This is a genomic window from Gordonia westfalica, from assembly GCF_900105725.1.
Lineage (GTDB): Bacteria > Actinomycetota > Actinomycetes > Mycobacteriales > Mycobacteriaceae > Gordonia > Gordonia westfalica.
The window spans coordinates 1,509,434-1,525,209 of the sequence record NZ_FNLM01000034.1 but is presented as its reverse complement, the minus strand read 5'-3'; the positions used below and the strand labels follow the sequence as shown (position 1 = coordinate 1,525,209).

Here is a 15,776-nt window from a genome sequence, read left to right as displayed (position 1 = left end):
TGCATCTCCTGCCAAAGCCTCTTCTCAGGTTGCGGCGGCGTCGGCCAGTGTGTTCTCGCGATGACGACGGCGTTTGCTGACGACACCGTGGGTCGGGCTGAACAGGAAGACGAGCAGGAACAGGATCCCTTGCACCAGAACGACCATGCCGCCGGGCGAGGTGTCCCGGTAGTACGACACGTACAGGCCGATCACGCCGCACAGCGCGGAGGTCGCCGGCGCGATGAGCAGCATCCGGCTGAAGCGGTTGGTGAGTAGCTGTGCCGTTGCGCCGGGGATGATCAGCATCGCCACGACGAGCACGATGCCGACGACCTGCAGCGCTGTCACGGCGGTCAGCGCGAGAAGTGCGAGGAGTGCCGCGCCGAGGAGTCTGGGGCTGAGCCCGATGGCGAAGGCGTGTGTCGGGTCGAACGCGTAGAGGGTGAAGTCGCGACGCTTGAGCAGCAGGATCACCGCGACGATGGCGCCGAGGATGGCGATCTGGATCAGGTCGGACGTCGAGACACCGAGCAGGTTGCCGAAGATGATGTGGTTCAGGTCGGTTTGACTCGGGGTCACCGAGATCAGCACCAGGCCGAGGGCGAACAGCGTCGTGAAGACGATGCCGATCGCGGCGTCCTCCTTCACCCGGCCGCCGTCGCGGACAGCGCCGATCATCGCCACCGCGAGGAACCCGAAGACGACCGCGCCGATGGCGAACGGGATGCCGACGATATAGGCCAGGACGACGCCCGGCAGCACCGCGTGGGAGACGGCGTCACCCATCAGCGACCAGCCGATGAGAACCAGCCAGCACGACAACAGGGCGCACACGACCGACGCGATCAGCGTCGCCCACAGTGCGCGTGTCATGAAGGCGTAGGCGAACGGGTCGAGGAGATAGTCGACGATGCTCATGACGCCTCCTCCTGGCGGTCGCGTGCGGGACGTTCGAGCGGATCCAGTCCGAAGGCGCGCACGAGGTTTTCGGTCGTGATGACCTCTTCCGGATCGCCCTGCGCGACGACCCGGCGCATCAACAGGATCGCCTCGTCGGCGAGCGTCGGCAGGACGGCGAGGTCGTGCGTGGACACCAGGATCGTCACGCCGGAATCGGCGAGCTCGCGCAACAGCGCGGTGATCGTCGCCTCGGTGCGCTTGTCGACGCCGGCGAACGGCTCGTCGAGCAGGAGGATCGACGCCTCCTGCGCGATGCCGCGGGCGACGAAGGCGCGTTTGCGCTGGCCTCCGGAGAGCTGACCGATCTGGCGGTCGGCGTAGTCGGTGAGTTCGACGCGGGCCAGGGCCTCGTCGACGGCGTCGTGGTCGGCGCGCTTGGGGCGTCGGGTGAAGCCGAGGTGGCCGTAGCGGCCGGTCATCACGACGTCGCGTACCGAGAGCGGGAACGACCAGTCGATGTCCTCGGACTGCGGGACGTACCCGACGAGACCGGACTTGCGGGCGGCCGCGGGGGTCTTGCCGGCGAGGGAGACCGAACCGGTGGTCGGGGTGACCGACCCGACGATGGTCTTGAACAGCGTCGACTTGCCCGATCCGTTCATGCCGACGAGAGCGCAGACGCGGCCGGTCGGCACACGGACCGAAGCGTGGTCGAGTGCGAGGATTCGGCCGTAGCGCACGGTGACGTCGTCGACCTCGATGGCGTGCGAGGTGGTCATCGGTTGTCTCCCGTCAGCCCGGTCACGATGGTCCGGGCGTCGTGGCGGATCAGGTCGAGGTAGGTCGGGACCGGGCCGTCGGCCTCCGAGAGGGAGTCGACGTACAGCGTGCCGCCGAAACGGGCGTCGGTGGCGCCGACGACCTGCTGCATCGCGGCGTCGGACACGGTCGACTCGCAGAAGACCGCCGGCACCCGGTTCTTCCGCACGAAGTCGATGGCGGCCGCGACCTGCTGCGGGGTGGCCTGCTGTTCGGCGTTGACCGGCCAGATGTAGCGCTCGGTGAGCCCGGCGTCGCGTGCGAGGTAGGAGAAGGCGCCCTCGCAGGTGACCAGTGCGCGTTCGTTGGGCGGCAGGTGGTCGAGTGCGGAGACCAGTTCGGTCTGTACCTGCTGTAGCTGCTTCTTGTACGACGCGCCGTTGGCCGCGAATACCTCGGCGCCCTCGGGGTCGAGGTCGGAGAAGGCGTCGACCAGATTGTCGACGTAGATGCCGACGTTCACCGGAGACATCCACGCATGCGGATTCGGTTTGCCCGCATAGGCATCCGAGGCGATGTCGATCGGATCGATGCCTTCGCTCGCCACGACGTGCTCGACGTCGAGGCCGTCGACGAACTGCCCGAACCAGGCCTCGAGATTGAGTCCGTTGTCCACGACGAGCGAGGCCGTCGAGGCACGTCGTATGTCGCCGGGGGTGGGTTCGTAGCCGTGGATCTCCGCGCCCGGTTTGGTGATCGACTCGACGCGCAGGCGGTCGCCCGCGACGTTCGACGCGATGTCGGCGAGCACGGTGAAGGTGGTCAGCACGACCTTCTCGTCGGGGAGCCGGCTGGAGAGGGTGCAGCCTGAGATGAGAATCCCGATCGCAGCGATGAGTGCCCCGACCGGCAGGAGTCGGCGGGCAGCGTTCAACTTGGGCATGCCGACACTATAGTTTCGGGTCACCGAACTTTCTACTTGAGGAGTCCTTATCTCCGGTTCCCGCTGCAAACCGCCCCTGGGAGCCGCCCTGCTCAGCGAGGTCGGCGATATGGTCGCCCGCGGACCTGTGGCGGGTGCTTTCGGGGGGCGCTTTCCAGGGGCGGATTTCAGGGGCCGGTCAGATGACGCCCGAGGCCCGCAGCTCGGCCACCACGTCGGCCGACAGCCCCAGCAACTCGCCGTAGACGGTCTCGTTGTCGCACCCCGGCGCGGGCGGGCCGGCGTTGCGGATGCCGCCGGGCGTCTCGCTGAACTGGGGGACGACGCCGGGTCCGAGGACGGTGCGCTGTGCTCGCTCGTCGTAGTGTTCGGCGATCATGCCGCGTGCCTGCAGGTGTGGGTCGGCGACCACTTCGGCGACCGTGTTGACCGGTCCCACCACGACGCCCGCGGCGCTCAGCACCTCGGTGAGTTTGTCGGGGGAGTACTGCGACGACCATTCGCCGATCAGCGCATCCAGCTCGTCCTGGTTGCGGCCGCGGGCCGCGTGGTCGGCGAACCGCTCGTCGGTCGCGAGCTCTGGCTGACCCATCGCCTGACAGAGGCGCGCGAACACCGAGTCCTGGTTGGCCGCGATGATCACATGCGTGCCCTCGCTGGTGGGGTAGAGGTTCGACGGCGCGATCCCGTCGAGACGCGTACCCGACGGCCCGCGCACCACGCCGCCGGCGTCGTAGTCGGCGATCGCCGATTCCTGAACGGCGACACAGGATTCGATGAGCGAGGTGTCGACGACCTGGCCCTTGCCGGTCACCGAGCGGCGATACAGGGCAGCGAGTGCGCCCTGTGCGGCGAACATGCCGGCGAGGGTGTCGCCGAGCGAAAGTGCCAGTCGCGGAGGCAATTGCCCCGGGTAACCGTTGAGATACCGCAGGCCGCTTGCTGCTTCGGCGACCGAGGCATAGCCGGCGCGCGTCGAATCGGGTCCGGTCTGGCCGTAGCCGGACACCCGCACGACGATGATGCCCGGGTTGCGCTCGGCGAGCACGTCCGGGCCGATGCCGAGACGCTCGAGGGTCCCGGGCCGGAAGTTCTCGACGATGACGTCCGCCCGGTCGGCGAGGCCGAGGAACAGCTCGCGGCCGCGGTCGGAGCGGAGGTCGAGGGTGATCGCCTTCTTGTTGCGACCGTGGACCGTCCAGTAGAAGCGATGCCCGTCGACCTCGGCCTGACCCCAGGTGCGGATCGGGTCGGGTTTACCCGGCGGCTCGATCTTGATGACGTCGGCGCCCATGTCGCCCAGGAGCCGAGCGGCATGCGGACCCGCGATGAGGGTGCCCAACTCGAGCACGGTCACGCCTTCCAGCGGGCCGGGCGGGACTGCCGGCGCTGCGGTGTTGTCGGTCATGGACAACAGTGTGGCGGGTCACAGCTGCTCCGACCAAGGCACGGGGCCGGTGCGGGTTGAAACGAATTGCTCCTCACGTTTCATTGTCGTGGAACTCTCGCTATGGTGTGTGTCGTCGAACACATACTGGGGAGGCTTTGAATGGTTGATCACGCACCGGGGACCGGGCTCTTGCCCGACATCCGTCTCGCCGACATGGCGTCGGGGGTCGCATCGCTGCGCAAGGACATCGGGACCGTTCTGCGTGTGCTGCCGGAGATGCTGCCCAAACCGCCGACGACCAAGATGTCGATCGGCAAGCGCTTCCAGCAGTCCGTCGACAAGTACCCGGACCGCGACTTCCTGCGCTTCGAGGGCTCGTCGATCACCTACCGCGAGGCCAACGCCCGGGCCAACCGCCTCGCCGACTTCCTGACCCGCGAAGGCGTCGGCAAGGGCGACGTCGTGGCGGTGCTGTCGAAGAATCACCCCGACGTCGTGATCGCCATGCTGGGCATCGTCAAGATCGGCGCGATCTGCGGCATGATCAACTTCCATCAGCGCGGCGCGGTGCTCGAGCACAGCCTCGGTCTGATCGACGCCAAGGTCGTTCTCTACCAGGAGGATCTGGTCGAGGCCCTCGACTCGGTGCCGCAGAGTGCCCGTCCGGCAAAGGAATTCACCTTCGAGAAGCTGCCGTCGCTGGTCGCTCCGTGCTCGCCGGTCAATCCGAAGGCCACCGAGTCCGTCGAGGTCGGATCGACCGCGATCCTGATCTTCACCTCCGGTACCACCGGATATCCCAAGGCCAGCAAGCTGAGTCACTACCGCTGGCTGGTGGCGATGAACGGCATCGGCGGCCTCGGTATCCGCCTTCGCGGTGACGACGTGATGTACACGGCGCTGCCCTTCTATCACAACAACGCACTCACGATCTCGCTGTCGTCGGTGCTCGCCTCCGGTGCGTGCCTGGCGATCGGCAAGCAGTTCTCGGCGTCGCGGTTCTTCGACGAACTCATCGAGAACGACGCCACCGCCTTCAGCTACATCGGCGAGCTGTGCCGGTATCTCCTTGCGCAGCCGCCGAAGCCGACCGATCGCGCACACCGCGTGCGGCTCGCCGTCGGCAACGGACTCCGCCCCGATATCTGGGACGACTTCACCGGGCGCTTCGGCATCGACCGCATCGTCGAGCTGTATGCGGCCAGCGAGGCCAACATCGGCTTCGTCAACGTCTTCGGCCTGTCGAAGACGGCCGGCTTCTCGCCGCTGCCGTACATCGTCGTCGAATACGACGAGGAGACCGGCGAGCCGCTGCGCGGACCCGACGGGCGGGTCAAGAAGGTCGGCAGGGGCGGTACGGGACTGCTTCTCGCGCAGATCAACTCGCGCGTCCCCTTCGACGGGTACACCGATCCCAAGGCCACCGAGAAGAAGATCGTCCGCGACGCGCGCAAGAAGGGCGACCGGTGGTTCAACAGCGGTGACGTCGTCCGCGACCAGGGCTTCAACCACATCGGATTCGTCGACCGCATCGGTGACACCTTCCGCTGGAAGGGTGAGAACGTCGCCACGACCGAGGTCGAGGCCGTCCTCGATGCCCACGACTCCGTCGAAGAGGCCGTCGTGTTCGGCGTGCCGGTGCCCGGCGTCGACGGCAAGGCCGGCATGGCGGCCGTGAGCCTCCGGGACGGTCAGGAGTTCGACGCCGCGGGGTTCGCCGCGCACGTCCGCGACGGACTGCCGAGCTACGCGGTGCCGCTGTTCGTGCGGCTCGTGCCCCAGCTCGAACACACGTCGACCTTCAAGAACATGCGCACCGAACTACGGAAGCAGGCCTACTCCGAGACCGGTGAGGACCCGATGTTCGTGCTCTCCGGTGACACCTACGTCGAGTTCTACCCGGAGTACGTGAGCGAACTGTCCGGGGCCAAGCGCCCGGCCTGATCCGGAGCCGCGCAAACCCACCACTGATCGCCAGATCCTCCACCCTCCGGGGTGCTGGGTGTGGCGAAAGGGGGTGGGTTTGTGCGTTGTCAGGCCCGACGCAGCGCGGACAGGCGCTCACCGACGAAGTCGAGAGCGCTGCGTTGCCACAGCCCGACGTGGTCGAGCATCGCGTGATCCCCATCGGGAACGTTGATGTACTCGGCGTCGACGCCCTGGGCCGACAACTCGTCGATGCCCTTGCGGGTGCGCTTGGCGAAGGTTCTCTCGTCGGCGTCGCCGTGGACCGCCACCACGCGGGCGCCGGGCTGGATGTGCCGCCAGTCGGCGTGCTGCCACCACGGGGCGAGGGCGAGGACGCCGATCACCCGACGGTCGGCGGCGAGTTGTGCGGCGACGCGGCCGCCCATCGAATGCCCGATCGCCACCACCGGGGCGCCCGGGTGGCGGCGGCACATCTCGTCGAGCGCGGCGCGCGCGGGCAGCATCGGGCTGTTGTCCTCGCCGTTCCACCCGTAGACGCGGTACCGCACCTGGTGCACACGCACCGACCGTCCGTAGCGGAGCCTCAGCGACCACGTGAACGGATACATGCGCAGTGCCGACCCCTGCCACGCGGAGAACGGCTTGCGGCTGTCGTCGGTGCCACCGGGCAGCACCAGGACGATGAGGCCGGCCGAGTCGCGCCGGGCGAACATGCCGGGGGAGAGCGGGGCGGGCCGAAACAGGCCGGGTCGACCGGGGTTCTTCATGGTCTGGTTGGCCTCCAACGGCACGTCGACGATCGTTTCACCCTAGCGATTCGATTCCGGGCGGAATATGGACCGGTCTCGTGAGTCTCGCTAATCAGCATCGTCGGGCAGGCGGATTCCGCGTAGAGTGGCAGAATCGCAAATATGGCGCATTCCCGAGCTGGAACATTGGCCCTGCCCGAAGACCTCGTCGATGTGGAGGCACTCGAGCGTGCCTATCACGAGAACGTCCCCGATCCGTCGGACCCGTTGCAGCAGGTGGTGTTCGGGACCTCTGGTCATCGGGGTTCGAGTTTCGACACCGCATTCAACGAAGCGCATATTCTCGCGACGACCCAGGCGATCGTCGAATACCGGCGCGGCGCCGGAATCACCGGACCCCTGTTCATCGGTTTCGATACCCACGCTTTGTCGATTCCGGCCTGGCGGACCGCGCTCGAGGTTCTCGCCGCGAACGAGGTGTCGGTGTTGACCGCCGAGGACGACTCGTTCACCCCGACTCCCGCGGTCAGCCGCGCCATCCTGACGTTCAACAAGGAGAACCCCGGCGTGCTCTCCGACGGCATCGTGGTGACGCCGTCGCACAACCCGCCACGGGACGGCGGATTCAAGTACAACCCGCCGACCGGTGGCCCGGCCGACACCGCCATCACCTCGGTGATCGCCGCCCGCGCGAACGACCTGCTCGCTGCGAAACTCGACGGGGTCAAGCGGATCCCGTTCGAGCGCGCCCGGGCGAGCGAGTATGTCCAGGACTACTCGTTCCTGCTCGGCTACATCGAAGGCCTCGGCGAGGTCGTCGACATGAAGGCCATCTGCGACGCCGGGATCCACATCGGTGCCGACCCGCTCGGTGGGGCGTCGGTCGGGTACTGGGCCCGACTCGGGCTGCGCTACAACCTCGAACACCTCACCGTCGTCAATCCGACCGTCGACCCGACGTTCTCCTTCATGACGCTCGACACCGACGGCAAGATCCGGATGGACTGCTCCTCGGCGAACGCCATGGCGTCGCTCATCTCGGCACGTGATTCCTTCGACATCGCGACCGGCAACGACGCCGACTCCGACCGCCACGGGATCGTCACGCCCGACGCCGGTCTGATGAACCCGAACCACTACCTCGCGGTCGCCATCGACTACTTGTTCACGCATCGTCCGCAGTGGTCGGCGCAGGCCGCGGTCGGCAAGACACTGGTGTCGTCGTCACTGATCGACCGGGTGGTCACCGGGATCGGGCGGCCCCTCCTGGAGGTGCCGGTCGGATTCAAGTGGTTCGTCGACGGGCTGCTCTCCGGGCGCGTCGCCTTCGGCGGCGAGGAGAGTGCCGGGGCGTCGTTCCTGATGTTCGACGGCACCCCGTGGTCGACGGACAAGGACGGCATCATCATGGCGCTGCTCGCCTCCGAGATCCTGGCCGTCACCGGCAAGACGCCGTCGCAGCGGTACGCCGAACTCGCCGAAGAGTACGGGGAGACCTCCTACGCCCGCATCGACGCACCGGCCTCGCGGGAGCAGAAGGCGGTGCTGTCGAAGCTCTCGCCCGAGCAGGTGAAGGCCACCGAACTCGCCGGTGAACCGATCTCCGCGATCATGACCACCGCACCCGGAAACGGGGCGGCCATCGGCGGTCTGAAGGTCACCACCGAGAGCGCGTGGTTCGCCGCGCGGCCGTCGGGAACCGAGGACGTCTACAAGATCTACGCCGAATCCTTCAAGGGCCCCGAGCATCTTGCGCAGGTCCAGAAGGAGGCGCAGCAGGTGGTCGACGCCGCGCTCGGGAGCTGATCAGCCGCCCGCGGGGACACCGATCGCCAGGCCCACCAGGTAGGTGGCGCCGGCGGCGATCACGCCGAAGCAGAGCTGACGCAGCGCGCCCCGCGCGATGGGATGGCGGGTGACGTAGGCGGCGACACCGCCGGCGACGAGCAGTCCGACGGCACCCACCGACAACCCGAGGATCAGCGAGGAGAAACCGAGCAGGTAGGGGATCAGCGGCACGATGCCGCCGATCCCGAACATCACGAACGACGAGACCGCCGCCACCCACGGTGACGGCTTGTCCGACGGGGCGACGCCGAGTTCCTGGGTGATGTGGACGTCGACCGCGCCGTCGGGGTCCTGATGGATCTCGTGCGCCGCGGTGGTCGCCGTCTCCTCGCTCATGCCCATGTCGGTGAGCATCTCGACGAGTTCCCGGAGCTCGGCGCGCGGGTTCTTCTCGATCTCGCTGCGTTCGACCTCGACCTCGGCGTCGAGCTGCTCGTTCTGCGTCGACACCGAGGTGAACTCGCCGAGAGCCATCGAGAACGCACCGGCGATGAGGCCGGCTACACCGGTCAGCACGATGGTGTGCGCATCGGCGCCGGCACCTCCGACACCGGCGACGAGGCTGATGTTGGTGACCAGCCCGTCCATTGCACCGAACGTCGCAGCCCGGACCCGACCGCCCGAAACGTTCGGATGCTCGTGGTTGATGGGATCCATCTCCGCCTCGACCTCGCTGTTGGTCACCCGGGGAGCGTAACCACCTACCTGCCGAGTCGCTGGGCAAGCGCACCACGCCGGTGATGAGAGCGGCACGTATTCGCCGCTCTTTCGGTGCACCTACTCAGCCGTTTATCAGTGCGGCGCGGATATTGTCGTTCAGGTGAGCGATAAGCGTAAGTCGGGAGCCTCCGTGCCCCGCTCCACCACGTCGAAGTATCAGCCGAGCGCGCCGTCGAGCACGATGACCTACGTCCTCGGAGGAATCGCGGTCCTGGTGATCGCGGGTCTGGTCATCGGCGGCATCTGGTGGAGTGGACGTGACAAGGGAACCGCGGACCAGTCCGCGCTCGCCGCCAGTTCGACGATGATCGTCGGACCGGAGAACGCGCCGCTGATCGATCTCTTCGAAGATCCGCTGTGCCCGGTGTGCAAGCTCTTCGAGCAGCAGTCCGGTCCCGCGATCACCGCCGCGGTCACCGAGGGCAAGCTGCGGGTGCGCTATCACACGCTCAACTTCCTGAACTCGAGATCGGCGACCGGCGACTACAGCTCGCGGGCCGCCGGCGCGCTGACCTGCGTGGCGCAGGAGCAGAACACCGACCTGTTCCTCCGGTTCCACAGCGCGCTGTTCGGTGCCCAGCCGGCCGAGGACGGCACGGGCAACATCACCAGCGCCGAACTCGCGCGCCTCGCGACCACTCAGGGCGCGACCCCGGCGACCGCGAAGTGCATCACCGACAACGAGAAGGTGGCGCAGGCGGAGGCCAACGCCACGAAGTCGAGCGAAGAACTGAAGAAGGCCGCCGGTCAGGTGGGCACCCCGAGCGTCCTGCATGACGGCAAGCCCGTCGAAGGGCTGCTCGACGGCACCGGCTGGCTCGACGACATCCTGGCCAACAAGTAGCGATCCGGCAGGAACCGGGCCCGCCGAAGGGTCCGGTTCCTGCGGATTTGGTCGCCGTCGACGCAGTGGTGTAACTTTCACAGTGCCCTTGAACAGGGCGGAACAAAAAAATACGGGGCTATGGCGCAGCTGGTAGCGCACCACACTGGCAGTGTGGGGGTCAGGGGTTCGAGTCCCCTTAGCTCCACTCCACGACAGAACCCTTCCGACCGCGTCGGAAGGGTTCTGTCGTTGTCTTGTGGTCGGGCCGTGGAGGGCAGTCGGCGACGGGGTCCGAGTAGGCCGTCATTCGTCCCGCAGCCTCACAGTCATGCGGTGGCGAAGGGTAGACGGCCGTGATGTCTGATGAGTGGCCGTCGCACCACCGCTCCGGCGAGATGGGGGTGCCATCCTCACGCGTGGCGACGAGCTCGTCTTCGTCCCACCCGGTGTCCAACGCCAGCGCCTCAGCCATAGCTGAAACACGAATACCCCGTGAGGCTATGGGGTCTCGTCTGTTCAGCTCCCTGACTCGAAGTATGGCGTGATCTCTCGGACGAAACTCTTTGCGCCAGAAGCGGAGAGCGCTTCAAGGAACAGCTCGGTAGTAACTGGCGGGTGTCTGCGCTTGTCGGCAGTCTGGGCTACGCAGGCCACCGCCCGTGCAGGGTTGCGGTGGAGTAGGTCCAAGAGGAACCGGTCACAGCTGCGCGTGTGGAGCCCCAGTGGCTCCAGGAGGGACTTCGGGAAGTGTTTGATGTTGTCGCGTGGCCTCTCACGGCGGCTGCTACAACGTGGCGGTCATCAGGGTCGGGCATCCCCGCGATCGCAGCTTCTAGTGGCTCCCAGCCCTCCACGCAGGCGTCTTCGAAGGCATTATTCATGGCGTCGACCCGTGTTCGAGCCCGCTCCTCGGAGACACGGCCCTTCGTCGCCCGGTGGATACCGCGCACCGTCTCGTCCATGATCCGGTCGCTCCACAGCGGAAAGTACGCCCGTTGCTCGGCGAATGTGAGGAGTGGATCAACTCTGTTGATCGGCACCAGAACGCACGCGTCGAGCACCACGCGAAACCCCGCCATTACCCCTTTCTCTCCTCGGCGATCTCGTGGCGAGCGGTGCGTATGGCCTCGTGGTAGTCCTCGGCCGGCACGTCGTACAAGCCACTTTCTTCAGCGCCGGCCACAAGTGCTTGCAGCGCCCTGCGACGTTCCACGGTCCGCTGTGACTGATAGTCGAGCAGGTCGCCCAGCTCTACACGCCTGTGACGGCTGCCGTCGACGGTCTCGTACGGGATCTTCCCGCTCTCCAGCAGTTTGATAAGCGTGGGGCGGCTGATGCCTAGATAGTCCGCAGCCTCCTGCGTCGAGAGCTTCTGATCGACCGGAGCGACAACGACTGCACGGTGAGCGCGCATTGCTTCCACGATCTGTGTCAGCGTGCTGTAGACCTCTAGCGGGAGGGGGATTTGCTCCCCGTCGGGACCGAGGAGCGCAGCTGGCTCGTCGTGGTGGTCGAGGAACTTCGAAAGGTCCATGAGGGCGTCGAGGTTGGTGGCGTCTGTCGGAGGAAAGAATGTTCCTTTTCTGCGGGGTGCCGTGGGGGTGCTCATGTAGCCAGTTTGCCGACTAATCGAAATAAACGCAATTCCCTCTGGTGGGCTGTGGATTGTCCACGGCTACCCCGCGTCGCCACCGGGCCACGCCGGGTCAAGTCGGTCGTAGCCGAACGGGGCGGTGTTCGTCGTCGTTCCCCTTAGCTCCACAAGAAAACACCCTTTCCGATCCTACGGAAAGGGTGTTTTCATTTCGGACATCGTTGCTGCCCTGCCGGGCGGAGCGACAGCTCGCCAGTTCAGAACAGCTAGGTACGAACCAACTGGTTCCCGTCAACCCCGCCGAATGCCTCAGGCATCCGACGGTCGACCAGGTAGTGGTGCAGCACGATCTGGTAGATGCCCTTTAGTGCGGATGCGATGACGGCGCCCGCGGCGATGAACAGAACCCCGATGAGCGCCACGACGACGATCATCGCGCCGTCGAGTTTGGTGAGCGCCAACCAGATCAGGACCGCACCGGGCACGGCCGGCACAAGCGAGATCAGCCCGGTGCTCGCGACACCGATGATGTTGCGGCCCCAGACCGCCCGGAACGCTTCTTTGGCGCGCCGCACGGCACCGGGCACGGACTCGCCCTCGAGAACCATCATCGGCAAGACCTGGAAGGAGGTCACGTTCCAGGCCAGGTCGAATACGACGTTGAGTACCGGCAGGCGACGTTCGGCGACGTTCAGCAGGAACGACACGGTCGCGACAACCGCTGCCCACGGGGCCAGGCGCACTCCGGCCTGCGTCGCCCGAGCGATACCGCCGCCGACGCTCGGGTCGCCGCCGTCGAGTGTGGCGTCGGCCTGTGAGATGAGCGCGGCCTGCCAGAAGGTGAGTACGTACGCCCCTATGAAGTAGGAGGCCGCCACCACGATGACCAGCGCTGCGGTGGAGTCCTGCAGTCCCGGAATGCTGACGATCACAATGGCCAACGCGATGGCGAGGATGCCCAGGGTGCAACCGGACAGCACCGGAAACATCGCCAGTTCCTTGCGGGATCGCAAGATTCGCGCCGATGCCTTCAGGATCTCCCAGGAGGATGCCACGCCGTTCCTTTCGGTAGCCGATGGCCGGAGTTATGGCCTCGAGCACAGTAACAACCGTTTCGGTCAAATCGGGCATATCGGCTCACCGACGGGCGCGTTAGGTGATCAACGGTCATCGCTGCGGCGATTGATCTCCTTCACCACTCCGGACGGGTCCCACTGCAGTCGCCCGTTCTGGAAGTCCTGTGCGAGACCGCCGGTGCCGTTGTCGTATTCGTCGGAGATCGGCCAGCCCAACGGCCCGGTTTCGTAGCCTTCCGCCGCCCAGCGCGTGCCGATGACGCCGCGCACCGGGAACCCGTCGTGGCCGTAGCGGCGATACAGGGTGCCGCCTTCGAAGGCCTGGATGTCGCCGACGCCGGGCACCACGGTGTGGCGCAGGGTCGGGTAGCCGAGGAACCCGGATTCGTGGCCGTACCGCGCGTAGGTCTCCATCAGGTGTGCCGGAACGGCCGTCGCATCGCCGTTTCTGACGTAGGGGTGCCAGTAGACCGAGCCGTTCGCAAACCGGGCGTAGCGTCCGATGCCGTCCGCGGTGACCAGTTCACCGGGCGTGATCCGGTTCCCGATCCAGGCACGGGCGACTTCGGCCTCGGCGTCGATCTCGTTCTCCACCGGCGCCGGTGGGCCCGCGGCGATGAGGCGGGCGACCTCCGCGCGGAACGACGCCATGCCGAAGTTCGGGTCGATCTTGCCCTCCGACGACCACTCCTTGTGCCCGACACAATCCGAGGCGGGGCGGCCGATCCGGCGGAGGATCGCCGCACAGCCACGCCGGTAGGCATCCATCTGGACCGCCGGCCAGGCCTGACCGACCCCGTCGTTCACTCCCTCGATCCCGATGACATGCCAGTTGGCGTTGTCGGTCGGCCAGCCCGGATAGGAGCCGGCGCCGGCGTGCCAGGCAACCCCGGCAGCGATCACGCGATATGTGCCGTCGCGTTCGAGGACGAGTTGTGCGAGTGGTCCGGGTAGGCCGGGCCGCCCGTTCTGCACGATCCGCCAGTCGTTGGGGCCGCCGCCCGCGGTGTGATGGCACATCACCCCGCGCAGGTCGCGGAAGTCGCCGTGGCCGCGGCCGAGCCAACCGGCGTGTTCGATCACGGTGAGGCCCTCTGCGCGCAGCACGTCGGCCAGCCAGATCGGGTCGCCGGTCCATGTCACGGTGGTTGCCTCCTCTGCGTTCTGCTCCGAAAGTCCAGCCCTTCAATGAGTTTCGACGCCGTTTCGAGCCTACGCCTACGCCGTCGTCGGCCGGGGTCCGCCGCCTGCGGGTGCCGACATAAGGTGACTCTGTGGTCGATTCAGCTGTCATCCGCGTGAGTGCGGTGGTCCTGCGGGATACCGCCGGTGCTGTCCTGACCGTGCGCAAGCGCGGCACCTCCCGATTCATGTTTCCCGGAGGCAAGCCCGAACCCGGCGAGAGTGCGCTGCAGACGGCGATCAGGGAGTGCCGGGAGGAACTGCAGCTCGAGCTCGACCCCTCCCAGTTGCAGCCGCGCGGCGATTACCGGGCCGTCGCCGCCAACGAGGACGGATTCGACGTCGAGGCGGCCGTCTTCGTCTGCTCGACGCCGCTGGATCGGGATGCGGACACGTTGAGCCCCGCGGCCGAGATCGCCGAATTGCGTTGGCAACCGCTCGACGGTTCGGCGTTGCCGCCGGATCTCGCGCCGCTGACCGAATGTGTACTGCCCGAACTGATCTGAGGGCGCATACGCGAACGAAGAGTCGCCATTTCCTAAGTAGGAGCGCTATTCGCAACTGGCGCTTGTGGTTCGAGGTAGCGCTTCTCCTGGCACTCAGGGGCCGTCGACCCATAACTGGCCGCCGCACATGATCGCCTTGCCGGATGGGTCCTGTGCCACCTTGTCGACGGCTGGGTCGCAGGGTTCGCCGAGGTTGTGGACGGACCCGTCGTTGTCCGCGTGGCGAACCCATCTGAAGCCTCCATCCGCGCCCATGTAGTTGCACACGAGGCTCGTTCCGCCGGCCGCGGTGCCGAACGACCGCGCTTCTGATTCGTAGCAGAAGCCGCCCTCCGAGGGCGTCGATCCCGTCGGCGCCGGTTGTGTGTTCACCGGTGGTGGGGCCGGTGCAGGAGCCGGCGCCTGGGCCGGCGTACTCGTGACCGTCACGGTGACCGGAGCAGCGTCGGCGCTGTCGCCGCGGCCCCGGGTGAATGTGTAGGCGGCGAGTACGGCTAACACCGCCACGAGGAGCACCGCGATCCCGGCGAGAACCCAGGTGACCTGTCGGCTGCGGTCTGGTTGCATGGCGCAGACGTTAGTCGCCGGGCGCTCCCACCATCGAACGGACGACACCGGTGGGTCGCACGCGTCAGTGGAGGTCCGGCGTAGGCGGTTCCGGATCGTCGAACGGTCCGGCCAGGGGCAAGGACAACAATCCGGGTAGAGCGCGCTGTATGTCGTCCGGGGAAATGGTCGGTAGGCCTTCGTGTCCGTGGATGTAGCCGATTCCGGCGTACACCAGGACGCCGGACAACAGACGGGCCTGACCCGGGCTCATCTCGAATTCTCCCAAGATGCTCTCGACCGCCCCGAAGATCTCGGCGTCGATGTTGCGCACCGTGTCGGCGACGTTGTCGTTGCTGCGTGCCCGGTTCCGGATGGCGCGTTCGACCGTCAGGTGATCTTCGCCGATGAGCATCGTCGACAAAGCGATCAGGCGGGCATCGGGTGGCATCTCGGCGAGCTTGTCCAGGTCGGCGACGCGTCGACGGTTCATCTCCTGCCAGCGCACGGCCATCGCTTCCCACAAGGCGTCGAGGTCTCTGAAGTGCCAGTAGAAGCTGCCCTTGGTGACTGTCAGCGTCGTGCACAACCGGGCGATCGTGACCCCGTGCTCACCTTCGGAGGTGAGCAAGGTGAAAGCGGCGTCCACCCAGTCGGTGGCGCGCAGGCGTGGGCTCCGACGGGACTCGGTCATCTGCTGGGCGATCCTCTCCGGTCGGCGCGGATGATGCTCGTGATCGAGTACACCACGACGACCAGCGACGATCCGACATTCGAGGCGGCGCGCAGGGCGGTGTCGACAACGACCATACCGATGGTATGGTTC

General features: G+C 66.7%; 17 protein-coding genes and 1 tRNA gene. 5 read left to right on the top strand and 13 right to left on the bottom strand.

Translation table 11 applies throughout. The features are described 5' to 3' along the window. Positions 1-24: 24 nt before the first annotated feature. The 4 genes from BLU62_RS12440 to BLU62_RS12425 form a co-directional block, all read right to left on the bottom strand. Positions 25-900 carry a metal ABC transporter permease gene (locus BLU62_RS12440; protein ID WP_074849889.1) on the bottom strand — a complete coding sequence of 292 codons (876 nt, stop codon included), beginning with the start codon at positions 898-900 and terminating at the stop codon, positions 25-27. Further along, entirely contained in the window at positions 897-1,661 is a 765-nt protein-coding gene (locus tag BLU62_RS12435) for a metal ABC transporter ATP-binding protein (RefSeq protein ID WP_074849888.1), read from the bottom strand. The genes BLU62_RS12440 and BLU62_RS12435 overlap by 4 nt, the downstream gene beginning before the upstream one ends. Next, on the bottom strand, positions 1,658-2,584 hold the full coding sequence (locus tag BLU62_RS12430) for a metal ABC transporter substrate-binding protein (protein WP_074849887.1): 927 nt from the start codon (positions 2,582-2,584) through the stop codon (positions 1,658-1,660). Before BLU62_RS12430 ends, BLU62_RS12435 begins: the two co-directional genes overlap by 4 nt. A 178-nt stretch (positions 2,585-2,762) precedes the next feature. Beyond that, positions 2,763-3,992, bottom strand: coding sequence for a CaiB/BaiF CoA transferase family protein (locus tag BLU62_RS12425; protein ID WP_074849886.1), 1,230 nt, complete (start codon positions 3,990-3,992; stop codon positions 2,763-2,765). A 141-nt stretch (positions 3,993-4,133) separates the two neighbouring features. Here BLU62_RS12425 and BLU62_RS12420 point away from each other — a divergent pair, with 141 nt between their 5' ends. Then, positions 4,134-5,918, top strand: a complete 1,785-nt coding sequence (locus tag BLU62_RS12420; RefSeq protein WP_074849885.1) for a long-chain-acyl-CoA synthetase — start codon at positions 4,134-4,136, stop codon at positions 5,916-5,918. Positions 5,919-6,007: 89 nt separating this feature from the next. On the opposite strand, the gene BLU62_RS12415 is transcribed toward BLU62_RS12420, so the two are convergent. Next, on the bottom strand, positions 6,008-6,694 hold the full coding sequence (locus tag BLU62_RS12415; RefSeq protein ID WP_244278150.1) for an alpha/beta fold hydrolase: 687 nt from the start codon (positions 6,692-6,694) through the stop codon (positions 6,008-6,010). 120 nt (positions 6,695-6,814) lie between these two features. Here BLU62_RS12415 and pgm point away from each other — a divergent pair, with 120 nt between their 5' ends. Then, positions 6,815-8,458 (top strand): phosphoglucomutase (alpha-D-glucose-1,6-bisphosphate-dependent), encoded by a 1,644-nt coding sequence (gene pgm, locus BLU62_RS12410; protein ID WP_074849884.1) that lies wholly within the window; start codon positions 6,815-6,817, stop codon positions 8,456-8,458. Here pgm and BLU62_RS12405 read toward each other — a convergent pair whose 3' ends face one another. Further along, complete coding sequence (locus BLU62_RS12405) at positions 8,459-9,157, bottom strand: VIT1/CCC1 transporter family protein (RefSeq protein ID WP_074852868.1); 699 nt, start codon at positions 9,155-9,157, stop codon at positions 8,459-8,461. Positions 9,158-9,320: 163 nt separating this feature from the next. Between BLU62_RS12405 and BLU62_RS12400 the strand changes: the two genes are divergently transcribed. After that, entirely contained in the window at positions 9,321-10,064 is a 744-nt protein-coding gene (locus BLU62_RS12400; RefSeq protein WP_074849883.1) for a DsbA family protein, read from the top strand. Positions 10,065-10,178: 114 nt separating this feature from the next. Beyond that, positions 10,179-10,251: transfer RNA gene (locus BLU62_RS12395), tRNA-Ala, on the top strand. Between the two features lie 311 nt (positions 10,252-10,562). Here the strand turns inward: BLU62_RS12395 and BLU62_RS35105 are convergent. From BLU62_RS35105 to BLU62_RS12375, 5 genes are all read right to left on the bottom strand, one after another. Further along, positions 10,563-10,733 (bottom strand): VapC50 family PIN domain-containing toxin, encoded by a 171-nt coding sequence (locus BLU62_RS35105; RefSeq protein ID WP_483099063.1) that lies wholly within the window; start codon positions 10,731-10,733, stop codon positions 10,563-10,565. Continuing rightward, positions 10,688-11,125 carry a PIN domain-containing protein gene (locus BLU62_RS34925; protein ID WP_084811788.1) on the bottom strand — a complete coding sequence of 146 codons (438 nt, stop codon included), beginning with the start codon at positions 11,123-11,125 and terminating at the stop codon, positions 10,688-10,690. Before BLU62_RS34925 ends, BLU62_RS35105 begins: the two co-directional genes overlap by 46 nt. Beyond that, positions 11,125-11,655, bottom strand: coding sequence for a helix-turn-helix domain-containing protein (locus BLU62_RS12385; protein ID WP_074849882.1), 531 nt, complete (start codon positions 11,653-11,655; stop codon positions 11,125-11,127). Before BLU62_RS12385 ends, BLU62_RS34925 begins: the two co-directional genes overlap by 1 nt. Positions 11,656-11,906: 251 nt before the next feature. After that, positions 11,907-12,695, bottom strand: a complete 789-nt coding sequence (locus BLU62_RS12380; protein WP_074849881.1) for a DUF6159 family protein — start codon at positions 12,693-12,695, stop codon at positions 11,907-11,909. A gap of 105 nt (positions 12,696-12,800) precedes the next feature. Next, positions 12,801-13,859 carry an N-acetylmuramoyl-L-alanine amidase gene (locus BLU62_RS12375; RefSeq protein WP_074849880.1) on the bottom strand — a complete coding sequence of 353 codons (1,059 nt, stop codon included), beginning with the start codon at positions 13,857-13,859 and terminating at the stop codon, positions 12,801-12,803. Positions 13,860-13,990: 131 nt separating this feature from the next. On the opposite strand from BLU62_RS12375, the gene BLU62_RS12370 reads away from it, so the two are divergent. Next, positions 13,991-14,404, top strand: a complete 414-nt coding sequence (locus BLU62_RS12370; protein ID WP_074849879.1) for an NUDIX hydrolase — start codon at positions 13,991-13,993, stop codon at positions 14,402-14,404. Positions 14,405-14,497: 93 nt separating this feature from the next. Here the strand turns inward: BLU62_RS12370 and BLU62_RS12365 are convergent, their stop codons facing one another. Together BLU62_RS12365 and BLU62_RS12360 are read right to left on the bottom strand one after the other, a co-directional pair. Beyond that, positions 14,498-14,971 carry a hypothetical protein gene (locus BLU62_RS12365; RefSeq protein WP_074849878.1) on the bottom strand — a complete coding sequence of 158 codons (474 nt, stop codon included), beginning with the start codon at positions 14,969-14,971 and terminating at the stop codon, positions 14,498-14,500. A gap of 64 nt (positions 14,972-15,035) precedes the next feature. Beyond that, on the bottom strand, positions 15,036-15,644 hold the full coding sequence (locus BLU62_RS12360; protein WP_074849877.1) for a TetR/AcrR family transcriptional regulator: 609 nt from the start codon (positions 15,642-15,644) through the stop codon (positions 15,036-15,038). Positions 15,645-15,776 lie beyond the last annotated feature (132 nt).

Excerpts from the sequence above, each read along its gene's own strand:
- BLU62_RS12440 (WP_074849889.1), bottom strand. The coding sequence starts at position 900 with ATGAGCATCGTCGACTATCTCCTCGACCCGTTCGCCTACGCCTTCATG.
- BLU62_RS12435 (WP_074849888.1), bottom strand. The coding sequence starts at position 1,661 with ATGACCACCTCGCACGCCATCGAGGTCGACGACGTCACCGTGCGCTAC.
- BLU62_RS12430 (WP_074849887.1), bottom strand. The coding sequence starts at position 2,584 with ATGCCCAAGTTGAACGCTGCCCGCCGACTCCTGCCGGTCGGGGCACTC.
- BLU62_RS12425 (WP_074849886.1), bottom strand. The coding sequence starts at position 3,992 with ATGACCGACAACACCGCAGCGCCGGCAGTCCCGCCCGGCCCGCTGGAA.
- BLU62_RS12420 (WP_074849885.1), top strand. The coding sequence starts at position 4,134 with ATGGTTGATCACGCACCGGGGACCGGGCTCTTGCCCGACATCCGTCTC.
- pgm (WP_074849884.1), top strand. The coding sequence starts at position 6,815 with ATGGCGCATTCCCGAGCTGGAACATTGGCCCTGCCCGAAGACCTCGTC.
- BLU62_RS12405 (WP_074852868.1), bottom strand. The coding sequence starts at position 9,157 with ATGGATCCCATCAACCACGAGCATCCGAACGTTTCGGGCGGTCGGGTC.
- BLU62_RS34925 (WP_084811788.1), bottom strand. The coding sequence starts at position 11,125 with ATGGCGGGGTTTCGCGTGGTGCTCGACGCGTGCGTTCTGGTGCCGATC.
- BLU62_RS12385 (WP_074849882.1), bottom strand. The coding sequence starts at position 11,655 with ATGAGCACCCCCACGGCACCCCGCAGAAAAGGAACATTCTTTCCTCCG.
- BLU62_RS12365 (WP_074849878.1), bottom strand. The coding sequence starts at position 14,971 with ATGCAACCAGACCGCAGCCGACAGGTCACCTGGGTTCTCGCCGGGATC.
- BLU62_RS12360 (WP_074849877.1), bottom strand. The coding sequence starts at position 15,644 with ATGACCGAGTCCCGTCGGAGCCCACGCCTGCGCGCCACCGACTGGGTG.